17 protein-coding genes and 1 pseudogene are annotated in these 21,758 nt (G+C 40.0%); 11 read left to right on the forward strand and 7 right to left on the reverse strand.

Features of this window, described 5'->3' with window-relative positions; genetic code table 11:
* The first annotated feature begins 432 nt into the window (after positions 1-432).
* From V7K48_RS06725 to V7K48_RS06755, 7 genes are all read left to right on the forward strand, one after another.
* Positions 433-849, forward strand: a complete 417-nt coding sequence (locus tag V7K48_RS06725; protein ID WP_335070791.1) for a DUF3110 domain-containing protein — start codon at positions 433-435, stop codon at positions 847-849.
* 276 nt (positions 850-1,125) lie between these two features.
* A complete protein-coding gene (gene murQ / locus V7K48_RS06730) occupies positions 1,126-2,052 on the forward strand; it encodes an N-acetylmuramic acid 6-phosphate etherase (RefSeq protein WP_335070793.1) in 927 nt (308 codons plus the stop codon).
* Positions 2,053-2,582: 530 nt separating this feature from the next.
* The gene (locus tag V7K48_RS06735) at positions 2,583-3,782 is read left to right on the forward strand and encodes a response regulator (RefSeq protein ID WP_335070795.1); all 1,200 of its coding nucleotides are present in this window, start codon (positions 2,583-2,585) and stop codon (positions 3,780-3,782) included.
* A 927-nt stretch (positions 3,783-4,709) separates the two neighbouring features.
* Positions 4,710-5,075 (forward strand): response regulator transcription factor, encoded by a 366-nt coding sequence (locus V7K48_RS06740; RefSeq protein WP_335070797.1) that lies wholly within the window; start codon positions 4,710-4,712, stop codon positions 5,073-5,075.
* Between the two features lie 104 nt (positions 5,076-5,179).
* Positions 5,180-5,653 carry a chemotaxis protein CheW gene (locus V7K48_RS06745; protein WP_335070798.1) on the forward strand — a complete coding sequence of 158 codons (474 nt, stop codon included), beginning with the start codon at positions 5,180-5,182 and terminating at the stop codon, positions 5,651-5,653.
* Between the two features lie 133 nt (positions 5,654-5,786).
* A complete protein-coding gene (locus V7K48_RS06750; RefSeq protein WP_335070800.1) occupies positions 5,787-9,095 on the forward strand; it encodes a GAF domain-containing protein in 3,309 nt (1,102 codons plus the stop codon).
* A 225-nt stretch (positions 9,096-9,320) separates the two neighbouring features.
* Entirely contained in the window at positions 9,321-12,950 is a 3,630-nt protein-coding gene (locus tag V7K48_RS06755; RefSeq protein WP_335070802.1) for a hybrid sensor histidine kinase/response regulator, read from the forward strand.
* Positions 12,951-13,178: 228 nt separating this feature from the next.
* Here the strand turns inward: V7K48_RS06755 and V7K48_RS06760 are convergent, their stop codons facing one another.
* Positions 13,179-14,072 carry an ABC transporter permease gene (locus tag V7K48_RS06760; RefSeq protein WP_335070828.1) on the reverse strand — a complete coding sequence of 298 codons (894 nt, stop codon included), beginning with the start codon at positions 14,070-14,072 and terminating at the stop codon, positions 13,179-13,181.
* A gap of 113 nt (positions 14,073-14,185) precedes the next feature.
* Positions 14,186-15,271 (reverse strand): ABC transporter substrate-binding protein, encoded by a 1,086-nt coding sequence (locus V7K48_RS06765; protein WP_335070804.1) that lies wholly within the window; start codon positions 15,269-15,271, stop codon positions 14,186-14,188.
* Positions 15,272-15,338: 67 nt separating this feature from the next.
* Between V7K48_RS06765 and V7K48_RS06770 the strand changes: the two are divergent.
* The 4 genes and pseudogenes from V7K48_RS06770 to cruG form a co-directional block, all read left to right on the forward strand.
* A pseudogene (locus V7K48_RS06770) lies at positions 15,339-15,464 on the forward strand (RNA-guided endonuclease TnpB family protein); the annotation flags it as partial.
* Positions 15,465-15,584: 120 nt separating this feature from the next.
* Positions 15,585-15,998 carry a hypothetical protein gene (locus tag V7K48_RS06775; protein WP_335070806.1) on the forward strand — a complete coding sequence of 138 codons (414 nt, stop codon included), beginning with the start codon at positions 15,585-15,587 and terminating at the stop codon, positions 15,996-15,998.
* 478 nt (positions 15,999-16,476) lie between these two features.
* Positions 16,477-17,388: a gamma-carotene 1'-hydroxylase CruF gene (cruF, locus tag V7K48_RS06780; RefSeq protein WP_335070808.1), complete on the forward strand. Its 912-nt coding sequence runs from the start codon at positions 16,477-16,479 to the stop codon at positions 17,386-17,388.
* A gap of 218 nt (positions 17,389-17,606) precedes the next feature.
* Positions 17,607-18,809, forward strand: a complete 1,203-nt coding sequence (gene cruG, locus V7K48_RS06785; RefSeq protein WP_335070810.1) for a 2'-O-glycosyltransferase CruG — start codon at positions 17,607-17,609, stop codon at positions 18,807-18,809.
* A 40-nt stretch (positions 18,810-18,849) separates the two neighbouring features.
* Here the strand turns inward: cruG and rnhA are convergent, their stop codons facing one another.
* From rnhA to V7K48_RS06810, 5 genes are all read right to left on the reverse strand, one after another.
* On the reverse strand, positions 18,850-19,761 hold the full coding sequence (gene rnhA, locus V7K48_RS06790; protein WP_335070812.1) for a ribonuclease HI: 912 nt from the start codon (positions 19,759-19,761) through the stop codon (positions 18,850-18,852).
* A gap of 51 nt (positions 19,762-19,812) precedes the next feature.
* Positions 19,813-20,148 (reverse strand): hypothetical protein, encoded by a 336-nt coding sequence (locus V7K48_RS06795; protein WP_335070814.1) that lies wholly within the window; start codon positions 20,146-20,148, stop codon positions 19,813-19,815.
* Between the two features lie 675 nt (positions 20,149-20,823).
* The gene (locus tag V7K48_RS06800; RefSeq protein WP_335070816.1) at positions 20,824-21,243 is read right to left on the reverse strand and encodes a hypothetical protein; all 420 of its coding nucleotides are present in this window, start codon (positions 21,241-21,243) and stop codon (positions 20,824-20,826) included.
* A 2-nt stretch (positions 21,244-21,245) separates the two neighbouring features.
* A complete protein-coding gene (locus tag V7K48_RS06805) occupies positions 21,246-21,554 on the reverse strand; it encodes a CHAT domain-containing protein (RefSeq protein ID WP_335070818.1) in 309 nt (102 codons plus the stop codon).
* A gap of 60 nt (positions 21,555-21,614) precedes the next feature.
* Entirely contained in the window at positions 21,615-21,743 is a 129-nt protein-coding gene (locus tag V7K48_RS06810) for a hypothetical protein (RefSeq protein WP_335070820.1), read from the reverse strand.
* Positions 21,744-21,758: the final 15 nt, after the last annotated feature.

A 21,758-nucleotide genomic window follows, 5' to 3' on the forward strand; every position in this document is an offset into this window, starting at 1 on the left:
AGGCACTTACTAAACACGGTATACCTGCAAAAGCTATCGACCCGCTAACTAATTCACCTGGTGTTTTAGGAATCGTAACGGATAAAGCGCTAGGTTAGCGGTGAATTGTGATCGCTGATTGCAGTCACTGCACAATCACCCCATATTTGATTATGCACATAATTAGATGTTAGTAACTCTATCATTAAGGAATTGGTGTAAGTGTCTTACTCAAAGTTCTTAGAGTAATGGTCTAAGAACTATAGACATATAAGATAGAGGTAGATTTCTGTTACCAGTTTTCTGGTAATGGGGTTAACTATGAGATTATAAAATTACTAGGCAGAAAAAGATGGAAAATATAGTTCAAATGTACTAAGGATGGTCAAATACTAGAAAGTTAGTAGATAGTGAGCTGAAAGTATTGATTTAATGTAGTTATTACATTTAGTTATGCGTCTTTTTGTGTTAATTTTTAATGCCCGAACGGAAAATGAGGGGATTCACACGATTCGGGAGGGCGATCGCAATAAAATTCTGATGTTCGAGTCAGAAGACGACGCCACGCGCTTTGCCTTGATGTTAGAAGCTCAGGATTTCCCCTCACCTACACCAGAGCCGATCGATGCTGAGGAAATCAAGGAATTTTGCGAAAGTGCTGGATATGAATGGGAAATCATCGCAGAAAACAGCAATTTAGTTGTAACTCCCCCAGAACTGAACGTTGAAGAAACTGACTGGCAAGCGGACGCCCAGAAGGAGGATACTGTTGAAGACACCTTCCCTCTCAATCAACAGCCACTAGAAGAACCAGAATTGTCTGATTCTGAACTAGAGAAGATGCGTCGCAAATTGGAAGGATTATTGTAATTAATTATTAGTCATTAGCAACTGACTAATGACTAATACATAGACGCCCAAAAGGCGCTCAGACCAGTGCTGTAAGCGGATTACCCCCGTAGGCGACTGGCTGTCTTCTCAACTCTTGGAGAGGCTGCGCCAAGGAGACGCCCAAGGGACACAGCGATAGGCGAGGCAGGAGCGTCAGCCATACCCCTCCCCTATGGAGAAGCAAGCTAGCAAGAGCGTCTTTGCAGGAGAAGGGCTTCTTGTAGGGTAGGACTAAGGACAAATGACAGAGGACAAATGACAAATTTGCAGGAACGTGGGCATCTTTTAACCGAGTTGGTAAATCCTAACAGTCTTAACTTAGACCAGCTCAGTTCTCTGGAATTGGTGGAGCTGTTTAATAGCGAAGACCAAAAGGCAGTTGCGGCGGTTGCGGCGGCGAAAATTCAGTTGGCAGAGGCAATTGATAGCACCGCAGAGCGTTTGCGTCACGGAGGACGCCTATTTTATATCGGTGCGGGCACAAGTGGGCGGTTAGGGGTGTTAGATGCTGCTGAGTGTCCACCTACTTTTTGTACGCCCCCAGAGTTGGTACAGGGGATTATTGCTGGTGGAGCGGGTGCGCTGGTACGTAGTTCGGAGGATTTAGAAGACAGTATCGAAGATGGTGAGGCGGCGATCGCTGGGCGACACATTACCCAACTAGATGTAGTAGTTGGTATTACCGCTGGTGGGACAACGCCATTTGTCCACGGTGCGCTTCATGCTGCTCGTCAGCGGGGAGCCACTACTATTTTTATCGCTTGTGTTCCCTCTGAACAAGTTAGCTTTGATGCCGATATTAACATTCGCCTATTGACAGGGCCAGAGATAATAGCTGGCTCAACTCGCCTGAAAGCTGGTACAGTCACGAAGTTAGCTTTAAATATCCTTTCCACTGGGGTAATGGTGAAGCTAGGCAAAGTGTATGGCAATCGGATGGTGGATGTGGCGGTAACAAATCAAAAGTTACGCGATCGCGCTCTGCGAATTTTGCAAGACCTCACAGGTTTAAGTCGGGAAACTGCTGGTTTTTTACTAGAACGCAGTGGTAAATGGGTTAAGCTAGCGCTATTGATGCACTGGACTGGTTTGGAAAAAGACGAGGGCGATCGGCTTCTTTCAGAACACCAAAGTAATCTCAGGGCAGCCGTTGTGAGCTATCAAAACCACAAGCAACCTTGAAAAAATTTTCCTAAATAAATAGTCTATATATGGCTGCTACTTGTCTTAGTAGCACGCCTTTTTTAAGAATAATATTCCCTAGAAAAGCTGATCTTAGCTGGAATAATTAAGAATAGTAAACTTAAATAAATATTTTTAACATTTACTGTCAATCTCAATAACTAAAGCAAAAATCTCTAGAGATTGCTAATCTTTTTTAAACAAAAATTCAGAACTTATACGGATATAATTCCCTATAAAAATTATTAAAATAATATATTAATACTAAATTCCATATTTTTGGGATTATAGTAACTTACTAGAGTAATGAAATATTAGCACAAAAGTGAAGTTTGTCAATAATAAACTATGTGGTAGATGACTTATTTACTAGCAAGAATTTTGCTATACTCCCATCTTCCTTGCTTTTAATAATATTGATTTAGACTGCTATATACCAAATGTATTTGTCCTTATTGAAATATCTGCTAACCACTATATAGCTAGTGTGGGTTTTTCAAGGGTTGGCTTTTTAATAAAAGGAACAAACTATGTCCCACCAGGAAGTTATTTCAAATAATCTAGTAAATGAATTTAAAACTTGTACTCAGCTGCAATATAATGGCAAATTAAATATTAAGAGTTCAAAGGGCAGCCAATGGACTTTTTACTATCGGCTGGGACGGATAGTTTGGGCAACAGGCGGAACTCATCCCTTCCGACGCTGGCGTAGACATATGGCTCAAAATTGTCCCCAGATTGATGTTGATAAGTTGCAGTTGCGTTTGCAACACCTATCAATCGATTACTGGGATTATCGCCTTCTAGAAATATTTTATAAAAAACAGAAAATCCAGCGGGAACAGATTAACTCTATTGTCGATAACACGATAGCAGAACTATTATTTGACCTAGCTATGCAAGGAAATTTTGCTTCTATAAGTTGCAATCGCACCCAAGAAGTTATCTTAGAAACCCCAATGAGCTTCACGAGTACAGAAATGTCTGTAAAGCATATGCAAGACTCGTGGAAAATTTGGTCAGAAGCTGGTTTAGCAAATTTTTCTCCTGACTTGGCACCAGTTCTGCGGCGACCAGAACAACTCCAGCAGATGGTAAGTCCATCTGTCTACAAAAACTTTGTCAATTTAATCAACGGCAAATTTACTCTGCGAGATTTAGCCGTGAAAATGAAGCAGAGTGTACTGCCGCTCACCCGTTCGTTGCTTCCCTATATCCTTAAAGGAATCATTGAATTGGTGGAAGTACCTGACTTGCCCTTAGGAGTTACTGAAGTCAACAATAACTCTACTACTACACAATCAAAGAAGCGGCTTGCTCCACTAGTGGCTTGCGTCGATGATAGCCCTCAGGTATGTAAAATGCTAGAGGATATTATCACTTCCAATGGATTGAGGTTTGTCAAGATTCAAGATGCTGTACAAGCTCTACCAATCCTCATTCAGGATAAACCAGACCTGATTTTCTTGGATTTGATTATGCCAGTTGCCAGTGGTTACGAAATTTGCACTCAGTTACGACGAATATCTACCTTTGCCAACACACCAATAATTATATTAACAGGCAGTGATGGTTTTTTAGATAGAGTTCGGGCCAAAGTGGTTGGTTCTACAGATTTTCTCACTAAACCTGTAGTAGCTGATAAGGTAATGGGTATAGTACGTAAATATTTACCTATACCGAGTGTATCCATCGACAAAAAGAAATCTAATTTAGAGGTTTGTAATTAAGAAAAATTTAGAGGCTATTTATAAACAAAAATTAGGTGTAGGTGTGTGGCAACCCACTGGCTTTCCTACAAGTTTAATACAGCAGATTGTAACTTCTTTATGAGAGGCTACGCCAAGGTGAGGTACAGATCATCGTAGGAGCACAACATGTTGTGCCCCTACTCGTGTACTTCATTTACCTGCAATACGCTGTAATTACTTTATAAATGGTCTGTTAGTAATTTTTCTTGATGATTAATTATCAGATAATTAGATTAACTTGAAAACTTTATTCCTGAATATTAGGCTATTGCTCAAGAATAGCTATAACATAAATCTCACAATATTTAGACTTTTCCACCTCAGTAAAAATTAAATTTTTGAGATTATAAAACTATTTTATTTTCATCTATCTATATTAAATTAGGTTTATTACGTACTTTTTCTGAGGTTAATATATAAAGATTGAATCAAAATTAGACAAATACAAATATTTGTATTTATAGCAGTCCTATTTGAGTTGTGAAATAGTAGTTAGGGCAAAAGGGTTAGGGGCTAGTACCGCAAGGCAGAATTCAAAATTAAAAAGTATTATGGAATGGGCTTTTTAAGGATTTTAAATGGTTGCTCTATTTACGCCGTGGCGTACTAAGGACTGTTTTCAAACCCCAAATTAGACTTAAATGTAGGTTGGGGAGCCACTGCGCCCTTGCAGTTTCCCGACTTGTGCGCGCAGAGTCTCCCTTAGGAAAAGTAAGTGGCGTTTGAGGAACAAAACCCAACATTTGTATTGCTTTGTTGGGTTGCGCTACGCTTAACCCAACCTACTTTTTGAGTTTGAAAACACGCCCTAGTCTCTAGTTCCTTCTATGTCTTTGTTGAGGAATCATTTAGGATTTGTATGTCTAATTTGTTTACATTTTGAGAGAAGGTTAACGAGTAATTGCCATGAATACTGTTTTAGTTGTTGAAGATGGCTTAACCGATATGGAAATAATCAGCCGTTACTTGCAACAGGCAGGTTATTCTGTGATTAGTGCCACAAGCAGTGAAGAGGCTCAAGACAAAATAGATAAAAATAAGCCAGACCTAATATTTCTCGACGTAATTTTACCGGGTAAAAGTGGCTTTGAAATTTGCCGAGAACTGAAAACCAATCCCAACACTAGCGAAATACCTGTGGTTTTTTGCTCTACCAAAAATAGTAATGTAGATAAAATTTGGGGTAATATGTTGGGTGCTGATGGTTATTTATCAAAACCGATTGATCGAGAGGAATTAGTGGGAATGTTGAAGCGGTTGATTAATAACTAATAATGTAATAAATAAATATTCAAGAAAAGTCACTAATTCAAAATTAAATAATAACTGCAAATATTGGCTAAAGATAAATCATCAAGGACAAAGGATCAATAACTTTGGAAACTCAGGAAAAGTTTTTAAGTTTTAATTTAGGAGTAAGTGATACAGCCGTAATTTCGTTACAACACATTACAGAAGTTTTGCAAGTATCATTACCAGAAATATGTGGTGTTCCTCAGATGCCTAGTAGCGTCTTGGGTATTTATAACTGGCGTGGTGAGATGCTTTGGTTAGTGGATTTAGAGGCAATGTTAGGTTATCCTTTAATGTTGCAAGAATCAAATTTACTTTCTAAAATGATGGCGATTGTTCTGGAAAACGAGGGTAAGTATTTGGGACTATTGGTGCGACAGCTTTTAGATATTGAGTGGTTAGATATTAAGCAAATGAAAGTCCCAACTGCCGAATTATTTTATCCGAAAATTTCACCTTTCTTGCAGGGATATTTTCTTAATGATTCTGAGGAGATGATTTTCAATTTAGATGCAATATCGATTATTCAAGCTCCCATGTGGAAAATTCATAATTGACAATTAACTAATTACTAATTTTTGAGGTACAGAGCCAATAAATTTATCTGTAGAGAATTGAAATTAGCAAAGCCTTGCTTTAGAATTTATCAATATTCAGTTATTCATAATTAACAATTAATGAGGTCAAATCATGAAATTTTTGTATCAAAATAATCGTAAAAATGAACGACCATTTAGTGAATTAGAAAATCAGAATGGGAGTTCAAGTGTAGTAAATATTGCTGGCAATGAAATATCATTATTAAGTGCGATCGCTCAAGAATTTAAAAGTTGGCGGCAACAGTTACAAGAGATTGCAACTCAAATGCGCCAAGCACCTGATATCGATACTCTAGTTAAAGTTACTGTAGAGCAAATTAGGGAGAAGATTGGTTGCGATCGCGCCTTGATTTATCAATTTATTTCCTTTGACTCTGGTACTGTTTTAGCAGAATCCAGAACACAAGATTGGACACCAGCTTTAGGCGAAAATATTCCGATAATTCTTTTTGGCTGCTACACAAATCAAGACTATTTAGAACCTGTAGCTATTGATAATATCAATCATCTACAACTTACACCTTATCAAAAGCAGCTGCTAGAGAAATTTCAAATCAAAGCTAGTTTGAGTTTACCAATTACAGTAGAAGGTAAAATATGGGGCTTACTGGCAGTAAACAATTGCTCCTCAATACGGCAATGGCAGGAGGTAGAAATTAGCCTATTATCTCAAATTACAACAGAATTGACCTATAAGTTGCAGAGCTTTGAATTCCAAAAAGAATTACAAAAGCGAACACAGGCGAGGAAATCAGTAGCTCAAGTCATCGATAAAATTCTCCACGTATCAAGTCTCGATAAAATTTTCCAAACAACCACTCAAGAAATCCGGAATTTACTGCGATGCGATCGCGTAGGTGTTTATCGCTTCAAACCTGACTGGAGTGGCGAGTTTGTAGCTGAGTCGGTAGGTAATGGTTGGGTAAAATTGGTTACGAATGATTTTTATATGGTCTGGGAAGATTGCCACTTGCAAGAAACCCAAGGAGGACGTTATGCCAAGGGCGAAACTTTTGCAGTCAAAGACATTTTTCAAGCAGGTTATGCTGAATGCCACGTTGATATTTTAGAGCAATATGAAATGAAAGCTTATATCATTTCCCCAATTTTTACTGGAGAGAAATTATGGGGTTTGCTAGGAGCTTATCAAAATTCCGGGCCTCGTGATTGGCATCCTTGGGAAGAAAGTTTTCTGGCTCAGATTGGCTTGCAATTTGGTGTAGCTGTCTCACAAAGAGAATATGTGGAACAAGTGCAGACGAAATCTGACCAATTAACTCAGATAGTTGCACAAGAAAAAGCTTTAACTAAAATAGTTAATCGGATTCGACAATCCTTAGATGTAGAAAGCGTCTTCAGAACAACCACTCACGAAGTACGACAATTACTAAAATGCGATCGCGTCACTGTCTATCGTTTTAACCCCAACTGGAGTGGTGAATTTGTCGCTGAGTCAGTAGGTGAGAGTTGGATAAAATTGGTAGGCCCTGATATTAAAACTGTTTGGGCAGATACCTACATGCAAGAAAATCAGGGAAGTCGATACATTAAAAGTGAAAGCTTTGTTTCTAATGACATTTCTCAGATCAGTCGCTTTCCCTGCTACGTAGAAATGTTAGAGCAGTTTGAAGTCAAAGCTTATGTAACTGTACCTGTATTTTCTGGGGAAAAATTGTGGGGCTTGCTGGCAGCTTATCAAAACTCAGGTTCTCGTGATTGGCAACCTTGGGAAATTAACTTTTTAATTCAAATTGGTTTGCAATTTGGTGTAGCTATATCGCAAGCAGAATATCTTGAACAAGTACGGGTGAAATCCAAACAACTAGGTCAATTAGCGGAACAAGAAAAAGGGATCACCAAGATCACCAACCGCATTCGACAATCATTAGATGTAGAAGAAATCTTCAAAACAACCACTCAAGAAGTACGGCAATTCTTAAAATGCGATCGCGTCAGTATCTTTCGCTTCCAACCTGACTGGAGTGGCGAATTTGTCGCTGAGTCAGTGGGTCATAATTGGGTAAAACTAGTAGGTAGTGATATCAAAACTAGCTACGAAGATACCTACTTACAAGAAACTCAAGGAGGTCGATATGCTAAAGGTGAAAGCTTTGTTGCTAATGACATCTATCAGCTTGGTTATTCCCCCTGCTACATTGAGTTGTTAGAGCAGTTTGAAGTCAAAGCTTATGTAATGGTTCCTGTATTTTCCGGGGAAAAATTGTGGGGCATACTGGCAGCTTATCAAAATTCCGGCTCTCGTGAATGGGAAGAATCACAAGTCACCTTGTTAGCACGGATTGGCGACCAGTTAGGACAGGCATTACAACAAACTGAATATTTGCAACAGCTACAAGCGCAGTCAGCAAAACTAGCAGAAGCTGCAACACGGGAAAAGGCAGCCAAAGAATTACTACAACAACGATCTATTCAACTCCTAACAGCCCTTAGACCCGCTCTCAACGGCGATTTAACGGTACGCGCACCGATTACAGAAGATGAGCTAGGCACGATCGCCGACGCTTATAATAATACCCTGCAAGCACTGCGGCAAATAGTTATTCAGGTACAGGGGGCTGCTCAACAAGTTGCCCAAACTTCTAGCAATAGCGACGCTTCATTGGCGGGACTGACCAATCTTGCACAACAGCAATCTGAGGAAATTACCGTAGCCTTAGGCGAAATTAAACACATGGTGGATTCTACTCAAGCTGTGGTAGCAAATGCTGAATTAGTCCAACTAGCAGTCCAACAAGCCAATCAAACTGTAGAGTCTGGCGATACCGCCATGAACCTGACTGTAAAAGCAATCCAAGGAATTCGTGACACCGTTGCTCAAACCAGCAAAAAAATTAAACGCCTCAGCGAATCCTCGCAAAAAATCTCCAAAGTGGTGAATTTGATTGGTAATTTTGCCACACAGACAAACGTACTGGCTTTGAATGCAGCCATTGAAGCTACCCGTGCAGGTGAATATGGCAAAGGCTTTGCAGTTGTAGCTGATGAAGTCCGTTCTTTATCTCGCCAGTCAGCAGCAGCAAGCATTGAAATTGAAAAATTAGTCCAGGAGATTCAAGCAGAAACCGGAGAAGTTGCAGTAGCGATGGAAACTGGCATTCAGCAGGTGATAGAAGGTACAAATCTTGTTAGTGACACTCGCCAAAACTTAAATGCGATCGTTTCTGCAACTGCCGAAATTAGTCAGCTAATCGAGCGAATTACCGCAGCAACTCAAAAACAAATGGTGCAATCTGTAACAGTAACTAAATCAATGCAAGATGTAGCAGAAATTGCCAATAAAACTTTTGCTGAATCTCAAGAAATTGCTACTGTGTTCCAAGATTTATCAGGGATGGCGCAAGAGCTATTGACAACTGCTAGTAAGTTTAAAGTGAATTAATTAGGGAATTTCGCTCTTTAGAGAATAAGGGGAGTAGGGAGTAGGAAGTAAGGAATTAAAAAATTTCATTTTTCCATAAGGGTTTCCTGGCTTGGACAAAACCGTGTTTTTGGAATCATCAACCAAATTGAAAGGTTTTCAACTCTCAATTCACATTAGACGTGAATTTCAATCTTCCTCACTCCCAACTCTCCATCCCCACTCTCCACTCCCCACTCCCCACTTATGATCACAGATAACGAAATTCGCGAGCAAGGATACATCTACTTTCTGGCTGAAGCCCCAGAATTAGTCCAGATTATTGAACAAGAACTATTTAGCTTGACGGAAGATTATAGCATCGCTAAAGTTCACAACTTAATGCGGGCTACTCATACACTTAAAGGTGGTGCTGCTAATGTTGGGTTAGAAGTAATTAAGATGATAGCCCATTTTTTAGAAGATGTATTTAAGGCTCTATATAACCCAAAAGTGGTAGTTGATGGCGAGTTACAAACACTTTTACTACAAGCTTATGAGTGTCTGAGCATAGCATTAAATACTGAGCTAATAGGCAGTACTGTTAATGATGAAGAACTACTCCATCGAGCAACTTCAGTCTTTGCACAGTTGCAAGAAAAGCTGGGTGATGCCTTTGGTGCTAAATCTTATATTCCCACTTCTGAAGAGTTAGGATTTGATATTGTACAGTCCGTTTTTGAAGTTGGAGTAGAGCAACGTCTAAACAGTATTGCTGACGCTGTTAATAATCCACCAAATAGTGAAGAATTTATCGAGTTTTTACACTCTCAAGCTGAGGTGTTTTTTGGCTTGGCAGAATCTTTAAATTTACCTGGATTAGGAGAAATTGCCCAAACAATTCTATTAGCGCTACAAGCAAATCCTACCCAGGTGCAGCAAATTGCAGAAATTGCCCTTGCAGATTTACAACAAGCACAACAATTAGTATTAGAAGGCGATCGCACATCTGGTGGAGAAACTTCTCCAGGTTTGCAAAAACTCACGATAGTGGCAAATAAAGAGTTATCTGAAGAATTGCAAAATAATTCATCTGCTGACCCATTTATCATCAATAAAAAACAATTTTACCAGTTTCTTATTACATCTGACAACAATAAAAACGAATCGGTCAAGTCAACAACTGCCAAGTTTTATTTAAAAGTAATTCGCTACATTTTTGGCTGGTTTAATCACCAGATGGATATACCAGAGCCAGAACTAAGTTTGACTTTACTAGTTCCTAAATTAAAAGAAATAAATCTATTTAATTATATCAAAAACTGGCTGAAAAAGTTTATTGATTTTGTTCAAGATGAAGACGATAGTCAAAGTCTTTGTATTTATCGACGTGGGATCATCTTAATTATCCTATTTGCAGTTGCAAAATTTCAATATTCTATTAATCAATCTGAGAGCTACGTCTTAGTAATTAAAATTTTAAAAAAGCAAATTCATAAATTAGCACAAGAATATAAAAATTATCCTCCTGTTACTGGCAAAGAAAAAAATTGGCTTGATAGTCCCAAATTACAAACACTACTTGTTATTAAAGAAATATCTAAATCCGTATCTCCTCAAGCAACTGATAACTTACTAGAATCAATATGGGGAGAAGAAGCTAGCCAAAATCTTGCTGCTGAAGTCGTGACGCTCCAGATTGATGATTATTCAGAAAAGCTTGATTCATTAACTATCAATGAGCAGGTAGTTATAGATGTTTCTGAAACATCTATTGAAGTCATGCCTGATTTAGCTACACAAATCGACAAAGAAGTAGAAGAGAAATCACAGTATGTTCAAACTAAAAATTTTCGCCAACCTTCATTTATTCGAGTAGATACAGAGAGACTGCAACACCTCAATTATCTAGCAGGAGAATTGCTGATTTCCCAAAAACGGTGTAGTTTGCAAGATGAACAAGTCAAAGAAATAATTGAGCAATTAATACAGCAACTAACTAGACACCAAATAACTTTAAATGAATTACGTGATTTACCATTACAAATACAAAATATTACCTCACAACAAACGCAGAATTTTGCAGTGAAGTTTGACTCTTTAGAAATGGATGTATATACAGAATTTCATATGACATTGCATGAAGCAATAGAAGAGACACTGCAACTACAAGAAACCACAGAGTCTCTTGACTTGCTTGTGACACAAGCAGCTCAAATTAGTGACAAACAAGAGAATTTAACTCTTAATATTATAGATAGTTTAGTAGAAGCACGAATGTTGCCTTTGGGCAATATCCTGAATCGCTTTCCCCACATGGTAAATAAGTTGGGGAATGTTTATGACAAACTTATAGAATTGAAACTTACTGGTACAGAAGTACTAGTAGATAAGGCGATCGCAGAAAAGCTCTACGATCCGTTATTACACCTAGTGCGTAATGCTTTTGACCACGGTATTGAAGCATCGCAAGTTCGCCGAGAGTTTGGTAAACCAGAACAAGGTTTAATCGAAATCTGTGCCTATCATCAGGGTAGCCAAACTGTTATCGAAGTTCGAGATGATGGTCAGGGATTGAATTTAGATAGAATTCGCAGAAAAGCGGCTGAATTTTATCCCATACAAACTGAAGAAAAAACTAGAAGCTCTGCTTCTAATCTGGCTGAATCTGAACTTTTAGATTTGATATTTTCACCTGGATTTTCTACTGCTAATAAAGTTAGCGAAATCTCTGGACGCGGTATGGGTTTAGATATTGTGCGGACTCAGATGCACGCACTCAATGGCTCAATTTCAGTTCAATCCTTACCCAACCAAGGAACAATATTCATCCTCAAAATTCCTTTTTCTATGACTACAGAAAAATTAATGCTAGTTCAAGCCAAAGGTGTTGTTTATGCCCTTCTTTTGGACAGTATCGAAAAAATATTGATTCCTTCTGAACAACAGATTAAAGAAATTGAAGGAAAAAAAGCCTTGTATTGGAACACAGACAATGATGAGACTATGGTCAGCCTCCGTCAACTTTCAAAGTTGATTGATTATAATGGTTCATTCTTTAATAGTGGTACTCCATACAACACATTAAATACTCACGATCCAAGCATAGCAAAAAATCCAGTGCTTTTGCTACGACAAAATCAGGGAAAGGTTGCTTTAGAAGTTGACCAAATTATTGGTGAACAAGAACTAGTAATTAGACCTTTAGGAAATGCGATCGCACCACCAAAATACATTTATGGTTGTAGTAGTTTAGCCAATGGTAATCTCATTTTAGTGATTGATGCTTCCTTGCTGGTAAAGTGTAGTGAGATCCAACAAACAACACTTGATATCAGGGCGTTACCAATAGCTTCTTCCTCAAATAAAAAAGCCTTATCGATATCAGGACATACTTTTTCGTCTACACCATTACTTGCTGCATCTACTTCCACAACAACTATAGAAACACAACCCAGTTATTCTCAAGAGCAAGATCATAAATCACCAAAAGTTGTTTTAGTAGTAGATGACGCAATTAGTCTCAGGCAAACTCTCTCTCTGACTCTGCAAAAATCTGGCTATCAAGTAATACAAGCCCAAAATGGTGTAGAAGCTCTAGAAAAGTTACAATTACATCCAGAAATACAAGTTGTCGTCTCTGATTTAGAGATGCCACGAATGAATGGTTTTGAGTTGTTGAGCAATTTCCGTCAATCCCCTAATTTAGCAAAAATGCCTGTAGTGATTCTTACTTCTCGTAGCGCTGAAAAACATCGTCAGCTTGCCCAAGAATTGGGTGCAAAGGCTTACTTAACTAAGCCTTATTTAGAACATGAGTTTCTTTCTACAATTAAGACTTTAATTAACAGTAATACAGATAATTTAAATCATTTACTTATGGCGACAAATCATTAAAATTCATCTTAATTTTAGTTTAGTGCCATCGGGAAGTTATCTGTGAAAGTTTAAGTTAAGCGATACCACAGTTGTGAAATAAACATGATGTACCTATAAATTGCATCAATCCTTGAGACGCGATCGCCTTAATTACCAGGTAGATTATTCAGACGGGTTTAAACTTTTGATTTTGAATCTTAAATCCAAAATCAAAAATTTAAAATCTAAAATTCGGTGATAGAAAGTTTAGCGTTTAGGTGCAGCTTCACCAAACTTAATCAAAAGCGCGATCGCAATACTAACAAGCAAAATTAACGTCATACTCAAGGCTGAACCAAATCCCCAATTTTGCGTTGCTCCAAGAAACTGGTTATAAACTAACCGCGCCGCCGTCATACTAGAAGCACCACCAAGTAATTCTGGATCGACAAAATCCCCCAAACCTGTGATGAATACAAGCATAGAAGCAGCCGCAATTCCAGGAAAAATTTGCGGTACGGTTACTTGCCAAAAAGTTTCCATCGGATTTGCACCTAAATCAGCCGCTGCTTCTAATAACCGCTTGTCTAGCTTTTCGAGAGAAGCATATAAAATCAAAACCATATAGGGTAACAAGCTGTAACTCATGCCAATAAATACAGCTTGACTCTGGTTAAGTAATTCCAAAGTAGGCAAGCCTAAATTGCTGAATAAACTGTTCAATAAACCAGTAGGACGAAGAATTGTAATCCAAGCATAGGAGCGAAGTAACGAGGAAGTCCACAAAGGCAATATAAAGCCTAATAGCAGCAAATTTCGCCAACGCTGTGGCGCTATTTGAGCAATCCAATAGGCGACGGGGAAGCCCAAAATTAAACAAATTATTGTGGTGCCAAACGCAAAAAATAGCGATCGCCCAATTACTTGCAAGTAAAGGGGGTCAAATATTCGGATGTAGTTTTTGAATCCGTTGGGATTGACCAGATCTCCTGGTCGGATGTCTGCAACTAAACTTAACTCAAAAATTATCAAAGTTGGCAGTACCAACAAAAGTAACAACCAAATCCCAGAAGGTGCAAGTAATACCAAGGGTTGGAGCCAATTTCCTCGCAGGCGATGCAATTCTTCTATTTTGGAAATCTCATTTTTTTCAAAATTCATCATTTATAACTCTTAACTATGTCAATTTTAGATTTTCAATTTTTGATTTTAGATTGAATTAAAAATCTAAAATATCAAATCAAAAAACAAAAATTGAATGAATACTAACTATTTTAACTGCTAGTTAATTGAGTCCAATAGCGATCGTAAACCTCTTCAAATTGTCCTACAGGGGTAACACGTTCACAATTTGCTAAAAGCGACTCTGAGGGAAATAAATTAGCATTGTTTTGGATTTTTTTTGGTAATTGCTCAAATCCAGCACTATTAGGTGTAGAAATACTCAGGCGTTGACTGATTTTGGCTGCTAATTCTGGTTGCAGAATCATATTAATCCAAGCATAGGCTCCAGCTAAATTGGGGGCTGTTTTGGGAATAACAATAGTGTCTGTCCATAATGAAGAACCGCTGCGAGGAATCACATATTTTAGTTTAGGGTTTTCTTGAGAGATTTTCACCGCATCTGCTGAATAGCACATTGCCAATAGTAAATCTCCTGCCAGAATTTGATTTTGCCAAGCGTCAGTGTCAAAACGTGCGATCGCAGGTTTTAGCACCTTCAACTTTTCATAAGCTTGTTTGATTTCTTGTTCATTTTTTGAGTTGTAAGAATAACCTAGCATTCGTAACGTCGCACCCATCACTTCTCGAACATCATTGAGCAAGGTCATCTGCTGATTAAGTTGCTTTTGGTTTTGCCAAAGATAATCCCAGTCTTGTGGTGCATCTTTGATTTTTTCAGAATTGTAAAGTAAACCTGTTGTCCCCCAGTTAAAAGGGATACTATATCGGTTATTGAGGTCATAACTAGGATTCTGAAACCGGGGGAATAAATTCTCTAAACCGATTAAGCGATCGTGATTTATTTCTGTTAACAAACCTTTGTTTACCATCTTCTGCACCATGTAATCGGATGGATAGATGATGCTGTAAGTGCCACCGCCTCCAGCTTGCAACTTAGCCAGCATGACATCATTGGAATCATACACATCCGCTAGCACTTTCATGCCAGTTTGGGTGCTAAAAGTTTTCAGTAATTCGTTGTCAGTATATTGCGTCCAGGTAAAGATATAAAGTTGGTCACGTTGACCATTCGTATTAGAATTAGCACGTACTTCAGCCAGCCTCCAGCCACAACCAGCTAAAGATAAGCTAGAAAGCGCTGCCACTCCTTTTAAAAATTGGCGTCTGTTAGTCATTAAGTTAGAAGTTGTTCATCGACAACTTCTAGATTACGGTATGAGTCTTCGAGCGTCACCCGTAAGGATGAAAAACCATTGTTTAGCCAAGTCTATTAATGATGCATCTTGGTATCAGTTTCGTATCTGGATTGAGTACTTTGGGAAAGTATTTAAAAAAGTTATGGTTGCAGTTAACCCGCAATATACAAGCCTTTAACTGAGGAGCCATCTCCTCCGAGGGATTCCTTCCCCTGGTTCCTAAGTAAAGAGGTTAATCACCTCGGCTACAAAGGTAAAACCTAATAAGCCTGCACAATAAAAAGGTGACGCAATGAAAAGCTTGTGGCTTGAGCCGGATGCACTCAAAGGCGCAAGTCCGGTTCTTAAGGGAGGAGAACTTGGCAACAAGTTCCTCCTTACCCGACCGGTTCAAGCAATCTTTAACTCAACTCGGAAAAAGCCAAAATATATGCTTGATGCCGACATTTCTAAATGCTTTGACTGCATCGACCAAGAAGCACTGCTAAGAAAACTAAATACATTCTCCACCATCTGCCGACAAGTCTGCGCCTGGTTAAAAGCGGGAGTGATGGATGGTAAGCAGTTGTTTCCGACATCTGTTAGCGAAGCGGGCGCGCGGACTCGCGCGACGTACGCCACAAGGCGGAGTCATTTCTCCGTTATTGGCAAACATTGCCCTCCACGGGATGGAAGAACGAATCAAGAAGTCAAAAGTACTCATTAGAACCCCATAAATAAATTTAGTTGCTCTGAGTCAACTGACGTAGTATTTCTTGTACTACGTGTCTCGAAATACATTTTTTTATTTTCCATAAATAAATTTAGGTGATGCACGCTCGCTAGCTAAGTGGGCTTATACCTTTTTGTTTCTGGTCAATTTAGGGCTTGCTGAATCTATGATGGTTGTCCTACCTCAACGAGATCCCTGTATGGAAGGAGTTTTTCATCATATGGGTATCAGTGGGACAATAAACCAGAATTTTTGGCAGATGAAATTAGATAGATTTTGACTATATGGCTTAGACTAGTAAGTTTATCATCATATTTCTTATAGCTTCAATCAATAGGCTGTTATGCTCTTCGCAAGAAAGCCAAACAAGTTTGTAGAGAATTGCGGCACAAAGTAGTTAAATATGTTGTTAAACATTTGTAAACTGTTAGCAGCCGAGTAGCCGCGTGTCACATCTTGTTAAGGAATTATCATGAGACAACTTGTTATCGCTGAGCGCGTATGCCTCATTGGTCATATCGTGTCAAAAGCCTTTGGACTGGTAGGGATGCTACTGGTCGTACCTAATGCCGAAATAATTTTCAACTTATCGCAGGTTGGAGAAACTGCCATACAGTTAAGTATGGCAGGTGGCGGTGTAGTTGATATCATCTTGGGGACAATAGCTGTCTCTATTTATGCCTACCGGACGTTGGGATTGGGAACTTGGATAGCATTTATGCTGCCGGCTGTGTTTATTTCTTTAGGAAGTGAACTACTGGGAACCAGCACAGGTTTTCCGTTTGGTGATTATAGCTACTTGAGTGGCTTGGGTTATAAGATTGGGGGGCTAGTTCCTTTCACAATTCCTTTATCTTGGTTCTATGTTGGGCTGTCGTCTTACTTAATTGCTATATCTGGTTTGAAAGTGGCTCAAAAACCCAGTTGGGGACGCCATATTGCTGCTATAGCCGTTGGTGCTTTGCTCTTCACTTGCTGGGATTTTGCCCTTGAGCCAGCTATGAGTCAATCTTCTCTGCCCTTCTGGTATTGGGAACAACCAGGAGCTTTCTTTGGGACACCTTACCAGAACTATGCAGGTTGGTTTGGTACTAGCGCCCTGTTTATGAGTGTGGCAGGATTATTGTGGAGAAACGCTTCGATTAAATTAGAGCGATCGCAGCTCAATCTACCCTTAGTCGTTTATTTAACTAACTTTGCCTTCGCCGCCGGACTAAGCTTGGCCGCTGGGTTCTCCATCCCTGTGTTGCTCGGCTTATTGCTTGGTGTGACTCCCGCTGTGGCGCTGTGGTTAAGCAGTTCAACCACACCCACTCAAGTTGCTGTTGAACCAGCAAGCAAGGAAGTCTCGGTGGCAAGAAGCGTTAAAGTTGCCTTGAAATAAGCCTATAGATTGGGGAGTGGAAAGTTAGGAGTTAGGAGTTAGGAGTTAAAAGTTAGCAGTGGAAGGGAATAACTAATCCCCCATGCCCAATGCCCAATACAACTCTAAGAGAGGCTGCGCCTTAAGCGAAGCTATGCCGCAGGCTTTACGGCTTCTCGTAGAGACGCTCTTGCGTTCGCTCAGTACAAGTTCCCCGTGCCTCAAATGCCCAATGACTAATGACTAATGACAACGCTTTGATAGTAGAAAGCGCTATCTCCCTTTTATTGCTACTTATCCAAGTACCAGCAACGGCGATTCTGTTTTCACGCCTGCTAAAGGGACCAAGACGCCATCCTCCAATAGAACCGCAACAGCCGACACTGGAGCTTTTGGGTAGAGTTAGTGTCGTCGTTCCTACATTGAACGAGGCGCTTCGCATTAGCCCTCTGTTAGCTGGTTTAAGTCAGCAAAGCTACGAAGTTCGGGAAATAATTGTTGTAGACAGCAAGTCTGATGATGGCACCCCCGACTTGGTAAAAGCGACACAGCAGAAAGATCCGCGCTTTCGCTTGATCACAGATGATCCCTTACCCTCTGGTTGGGTGGGGCGTCCTTGGGCGTTGCATAACGGTTTTCTATATAGCTCAGAGGCTAGTCAGTGGTTTCTTGGGCTGGATGCTGATATCCAACCGCATCCTGGTTTGGTTGCTGGTTTGGTGAAGACGGCCGAAACACAAGACTATGATCTGGTTTCGCTTTCACCCCAGTTCATCCTCAAATATCCAGGAGAGTGTTGGCTACAACCGGCTTTGTTGATGACTCTGCTTTACCGATTTGACCCCACTGGGATCAATACAGAGCAGCCAGAACGGGTGATGGCAAATGGGCAGTGTTTTTTGTGTCGTCGCTCCGTTTTAGCTGCTGTGGGTGGTTACAGCAGTGCAAGTGGTTCTTTTTGTGATGATGTCACTCTGGCACGGAATATTGCTATCCAAGGATATAAGGTGGGCTTTTTAGATGGCGCAAAGGTGCTGAAGGTACGGATGTATGAAGGGGCGATGGAGACGTGGAAGGAATGGGGACGGAGTCTTGACCTCAAAGATGCGACTTCTCGTTCTCAGTTGTGGGGAGATTTATGGCTACTCACATCTGTTCAGGGTCTGCCCCTTTTTATTGTCCTGACTTTTTTGTTGATTTTTCCCCCACTCCCCCATTCCCCGACTCCCCAACTTCTTCTGCTCGGACTGAATTTATTTCTCCTGGTGATTCGTTTTGCTATGCTCATAGCGATCGCACCTTCCTACGATCGCAAAAGTGCAAAAGGCGGCTGGTTGTTTTGGCTTTCGCCTTTGGCTGATCCCTTAGCTGTGCTACGAATCTTCTTATCTGCGTTCCGTACCCCGCGCGAGTGGCGGGGACGCAAGTATAGTGCTGAGTAGTGAGTGCTGAGTTATGAGTTAAAAATTCATAACTCATAACTCATAACTCCTCTTCACCTCCTATTTGATCCCCGCGTTCCAGTTCCCAAAGAATTTGATTTCCTTCACGGCGTACCCGTGACACTATCCAGTTTCGCCAGCGCCATTGATCTCCCCGACTGGTAACAGCACTGGCATGGACATCCATCAAGTCTGCTAACTCAGAACTGGTGATTAAGTAGCCTTTTTCAGAAATTTCGTCAGCGATACGCAGAGTTTCGACCAAGCTGCGGAGTTGCGAAACCCTCATTTCTGAGGGTTTTTCATCGGTTGCGGCCACAGTTGGCCCAGTTGATGGTTCCATAACAGTTATTTCTAGTGCAGAAGTACTGACTTCTTGTGTATTTTGGTTAATTATTCTAGAGTTTTTTTCAGAATCAGCTACTTTTGCTACATTTAGGTCATTTGGGGAAGGTAAAGATTGATAAAAGTTTTTAGGAGTTAATTGTTGCAGAGAAGGGGTTTTGCCACTGGCATATGTACGAGCGATCGCATCACAACGTTCGTTACCTATGTTACCAGAATGTCCTCTGACGTGTTGCCATTTTACTTGTTGGGTATTGAGTTCATCAAGAGTTTCCAAAAGGTCTTGATTTTGGACGGGTTTACCATCTGACTTTTTCCAGCCTTTCTTTTTCCAGCCTTTCACCCACTTGGTAACGCAGTTAATTAGGTATTCACTATCGGTATGAAGGGTGATGGGTTGGGCTTGTTGAGATGTTTGCAGGAATTGTAAGGCAGCGATCGCAGCTTGCATCTCCATTTTATTATTAGTGGTATGAGGGGATGTATCTCCCATTTCGTGGATTGAGCCATCGCTGAAGTAGACGACAACACCCCAACCACCAGGGCCAGGGTTACCGGTGCAAGCACCATCGGTGTATATGCTTTCAATTGTGGGTTGGGTAGACATGGTTAGGATATCGAACCGCAAAGGACGCTAAGGACGCTAAGGGAGGAGTTATTAGCGGCGAAAGCGCAGGCTAATAAAGATTAGCACAGCAAAGAAGACACCTATGCCTACACTCCACCCAAAAACTTCAGCCCGAAAACGGAAATGTTGTTGATAATCATTGGGCTGGGCGAGAATGACAGCAGAGGCTATTTGGCTAGTTGCCAGTCCAACACCTGCGATCGCTATAGTGGTATTGAGGGTGCGTAGGCGTAGCCAGCCGTAGGCATCGCTTTTTGCTTGGTAGATGTCAATAGTACCTTGAATTGTACTAATTAAATTTTGTAGCAGAGTCAAGCCTGGGCTGAGGTTGATGTAATCTGTTTCTATTTGCAGCAGATAGCCCAAAAGATTTTATGGCGATAGCAAAACAGACGGATTAAATCAAAATATATATTAGCGATACTTTCTGTAATATTTTTGAGATATTGCTGGGGCGGAAACAAACATATTAATATATGCAAGCTATCTTTAAAGTTCTATTCATTTGCCCAATCACTGGGCTGTTCCCAGACTTCAAATGCAGATACTGCTCTGGCTTTGCAAAGCTATTTTACCCTGAAAGCTGGGATTTATTTGTTTATAGCATTGTTCAGCGATCGCTCTAATTTCTTCCGGGTTATAAATTTTTTCCAACTATCCCTAAACAAACCAAGTTTGACCAATTTCCCCTTGTTGGTGATGGGTACGAGATTCTATATTTTGTTTAATATCTTGAAATTTACTCATAGATTTGCCCAGATAATCAGTAACACCGCTATCTACTTGCAGGGCATAGGTATCACCTACTTACAATGCGTAATAATAACCTGCTATATCTGGCTGAAAATTTTCTTGTTTTTCGGGTACGAGCAACTCAACGTAATCTGCTTCAGTTTTTTTAATGTATCGAGTTGTTTCAGCAAAACATCATCTTTAACTTTCTTGTAATCTTTATTTAAATCTGATCTATTTGTCCTAAACCTTGTTGCAGGTCATAGACAAATAAATCAATAGTTGGATAGATGAGATTATACTGTTGATTCATAGCATAGGCTTTTGTAGAGAGAGAATAATTCTTGCCCACGTGTCTTTAGCGACAGTTACAGAATCAGAATCATTGAGAATGGGTTGAGCAATTTCAGTTAAATTTTGATCATCTAGTTCATCAATGGCAACAAGAATATTATTGATTTCTGTGTTTTGCTGTTCAGCAGCCTGATTAATTTTAGCGGGTAAAGGCCCTTTACTGCGGATTTCAGCTTCCTGTTTTAAATTTTGGCGAGCAATTTGATAATGTTCAGCTAACGGCGGATAATTGCGTGCGATCGCATCCAGTTTACCAATGTCATCCGGAATATTTACTTGATTAACCTCTGTCTGCACATCCTCTGGTAATGGTGCATCAAGGTAAGACAATGCAAAGACAAAAGCTTTGAGATTATAGGCTTCTAAAGGTTGCATGATCAAAAAACTCCAATAATTGTAAAAGCTGCCCAGTGGTAATGATGACTATAGGGTTGATCAGTTGTTGGTCTGATCTTAATATCATCTAACTGATCTTGTAAAAAAGGACGAATGATCTCTTCATCTTGGGGTAATGTAGCTATTTTCGCTGCATACCATTCTGAAAGTTGTGCATTTGTGACATTTTGCAGCCATTGGGTAGCTTCAGCCAAAGCCACTGCTTCTGATTTACCTTGTTGCAGCAATCGGTAAAACTGAATCATCATCAAAGCGCTAGCGGCTGATTTTACAGTCCAATTACGTTCCACGCTACAATTCCCCGGTTAATCCAAGCATAGTGGAAGTCGGGTTTTATTTTCAGGGCTTTGTCAAAAGATGCGATCGCGCAGTTCAAATCTCCTTAAATCACTCAGCGCCATTCCCCGGTTAATCCAAGCATAGTGGAAGTCGGGTTTTATTTTCAGGGCTTTGTCAAAAGATGCGATCGCGCAGTTCAAATCTCCTTAAATCAC

Origin of the sequence: Nostoc sp. (assembly GCF_036919615.1) — a bacterium.
Classification (GTDB): domain Bacteria; phylum Cyanobacteriota; class Cyanobacteriia; order Cyanobacteriales; family Nostocaceae; genus Nostoc.

Coding starts and splice junctions, on each gene's coding strand:
- V7K48_RS06740 (WP_335070797.1), top strand. CDS start 4,710: ATGAATACTGTTTTAGTTGTTGAAGATGGCTTAACCGATATGGAAATA.
- V7K48_RS06735 (WP_335070795.1), top strand. CDS start 2,583: ATGTCCCACCAGGAAGTTATTTCAAATAATCTAGTAAATGAATTTAAA.
- cruF (WP_335070808.1), top strand. CDS start 16,477: ATGAGACAACTTGTTATCGCTGAGCGCGTATGCCTCATTGGTCATATC.
- V7K48_RS06800 (WP_335070816.1), bottom strand. CDS start 21,243: ATGCAACCTTTAGAAGCCTATAATCTCAAAGCTTTTGTCTTTGCATTG.
- cruG (WP_335070810.1), top strand. CDS start 17,607: ATGACTAATGACAACGCTTTGATAGTAGAAAGCGCTATCTCCCTTTTA.
- V7K48_RS06750 (WP_335070800.1), top strand. CDS start 5,787: ATGAAATTTTTGTATCAAAATAATCGTAAAAATGAACGACCATTTAGT.
- murQ (WP_335070793.1), top strand. CDS start 1,126: ATGACAAATTTGCAGGAACGTGGGCATCTTTTAACCGAGTTGGTAAAT.
- V7K48_RS06725 (WP_335070791.1), top strand. CDS start 433: ATGCGTCTTTTTGTGTTAATTTTTAATGCCCGAACGGAAAATGAGGGG.
- V7K48_RS06765 (WP_335070804.1), bottom strand. CDS start 15,271: ATGACTAACAGACGCCAATTTTTAAAAGGAGTGGCAGCGCTTTCTAGC.
- rnhA (WP_335070812.1), bottom strand. CDS start 19,761: ATGTCTACCCAACCCACAATTGAAAGCATATACACCGATGGTGCTTGC.
- V7K48_RS06775 (WP_335070806.1), top strand. CDS start 15,585: ATGAAAAGCTTGTGGCTTGAGCCGGATGCACTCAAAGGCGCAAGTCCG.
- V7K48_RS06760 (WP_335070828.1), bottom strand. CDS start 14,072: ATGAATTTTGAAAAAAATGAGATTTCCAAAATAGAAGAATTGCATCGC.
- V7K48_RS06755 (WP_335070802.1), top strand. CDS start 9,321: ATGATCACAGATAACGAAATTCGCGAGCAAGGATACATCTACTTTCTG.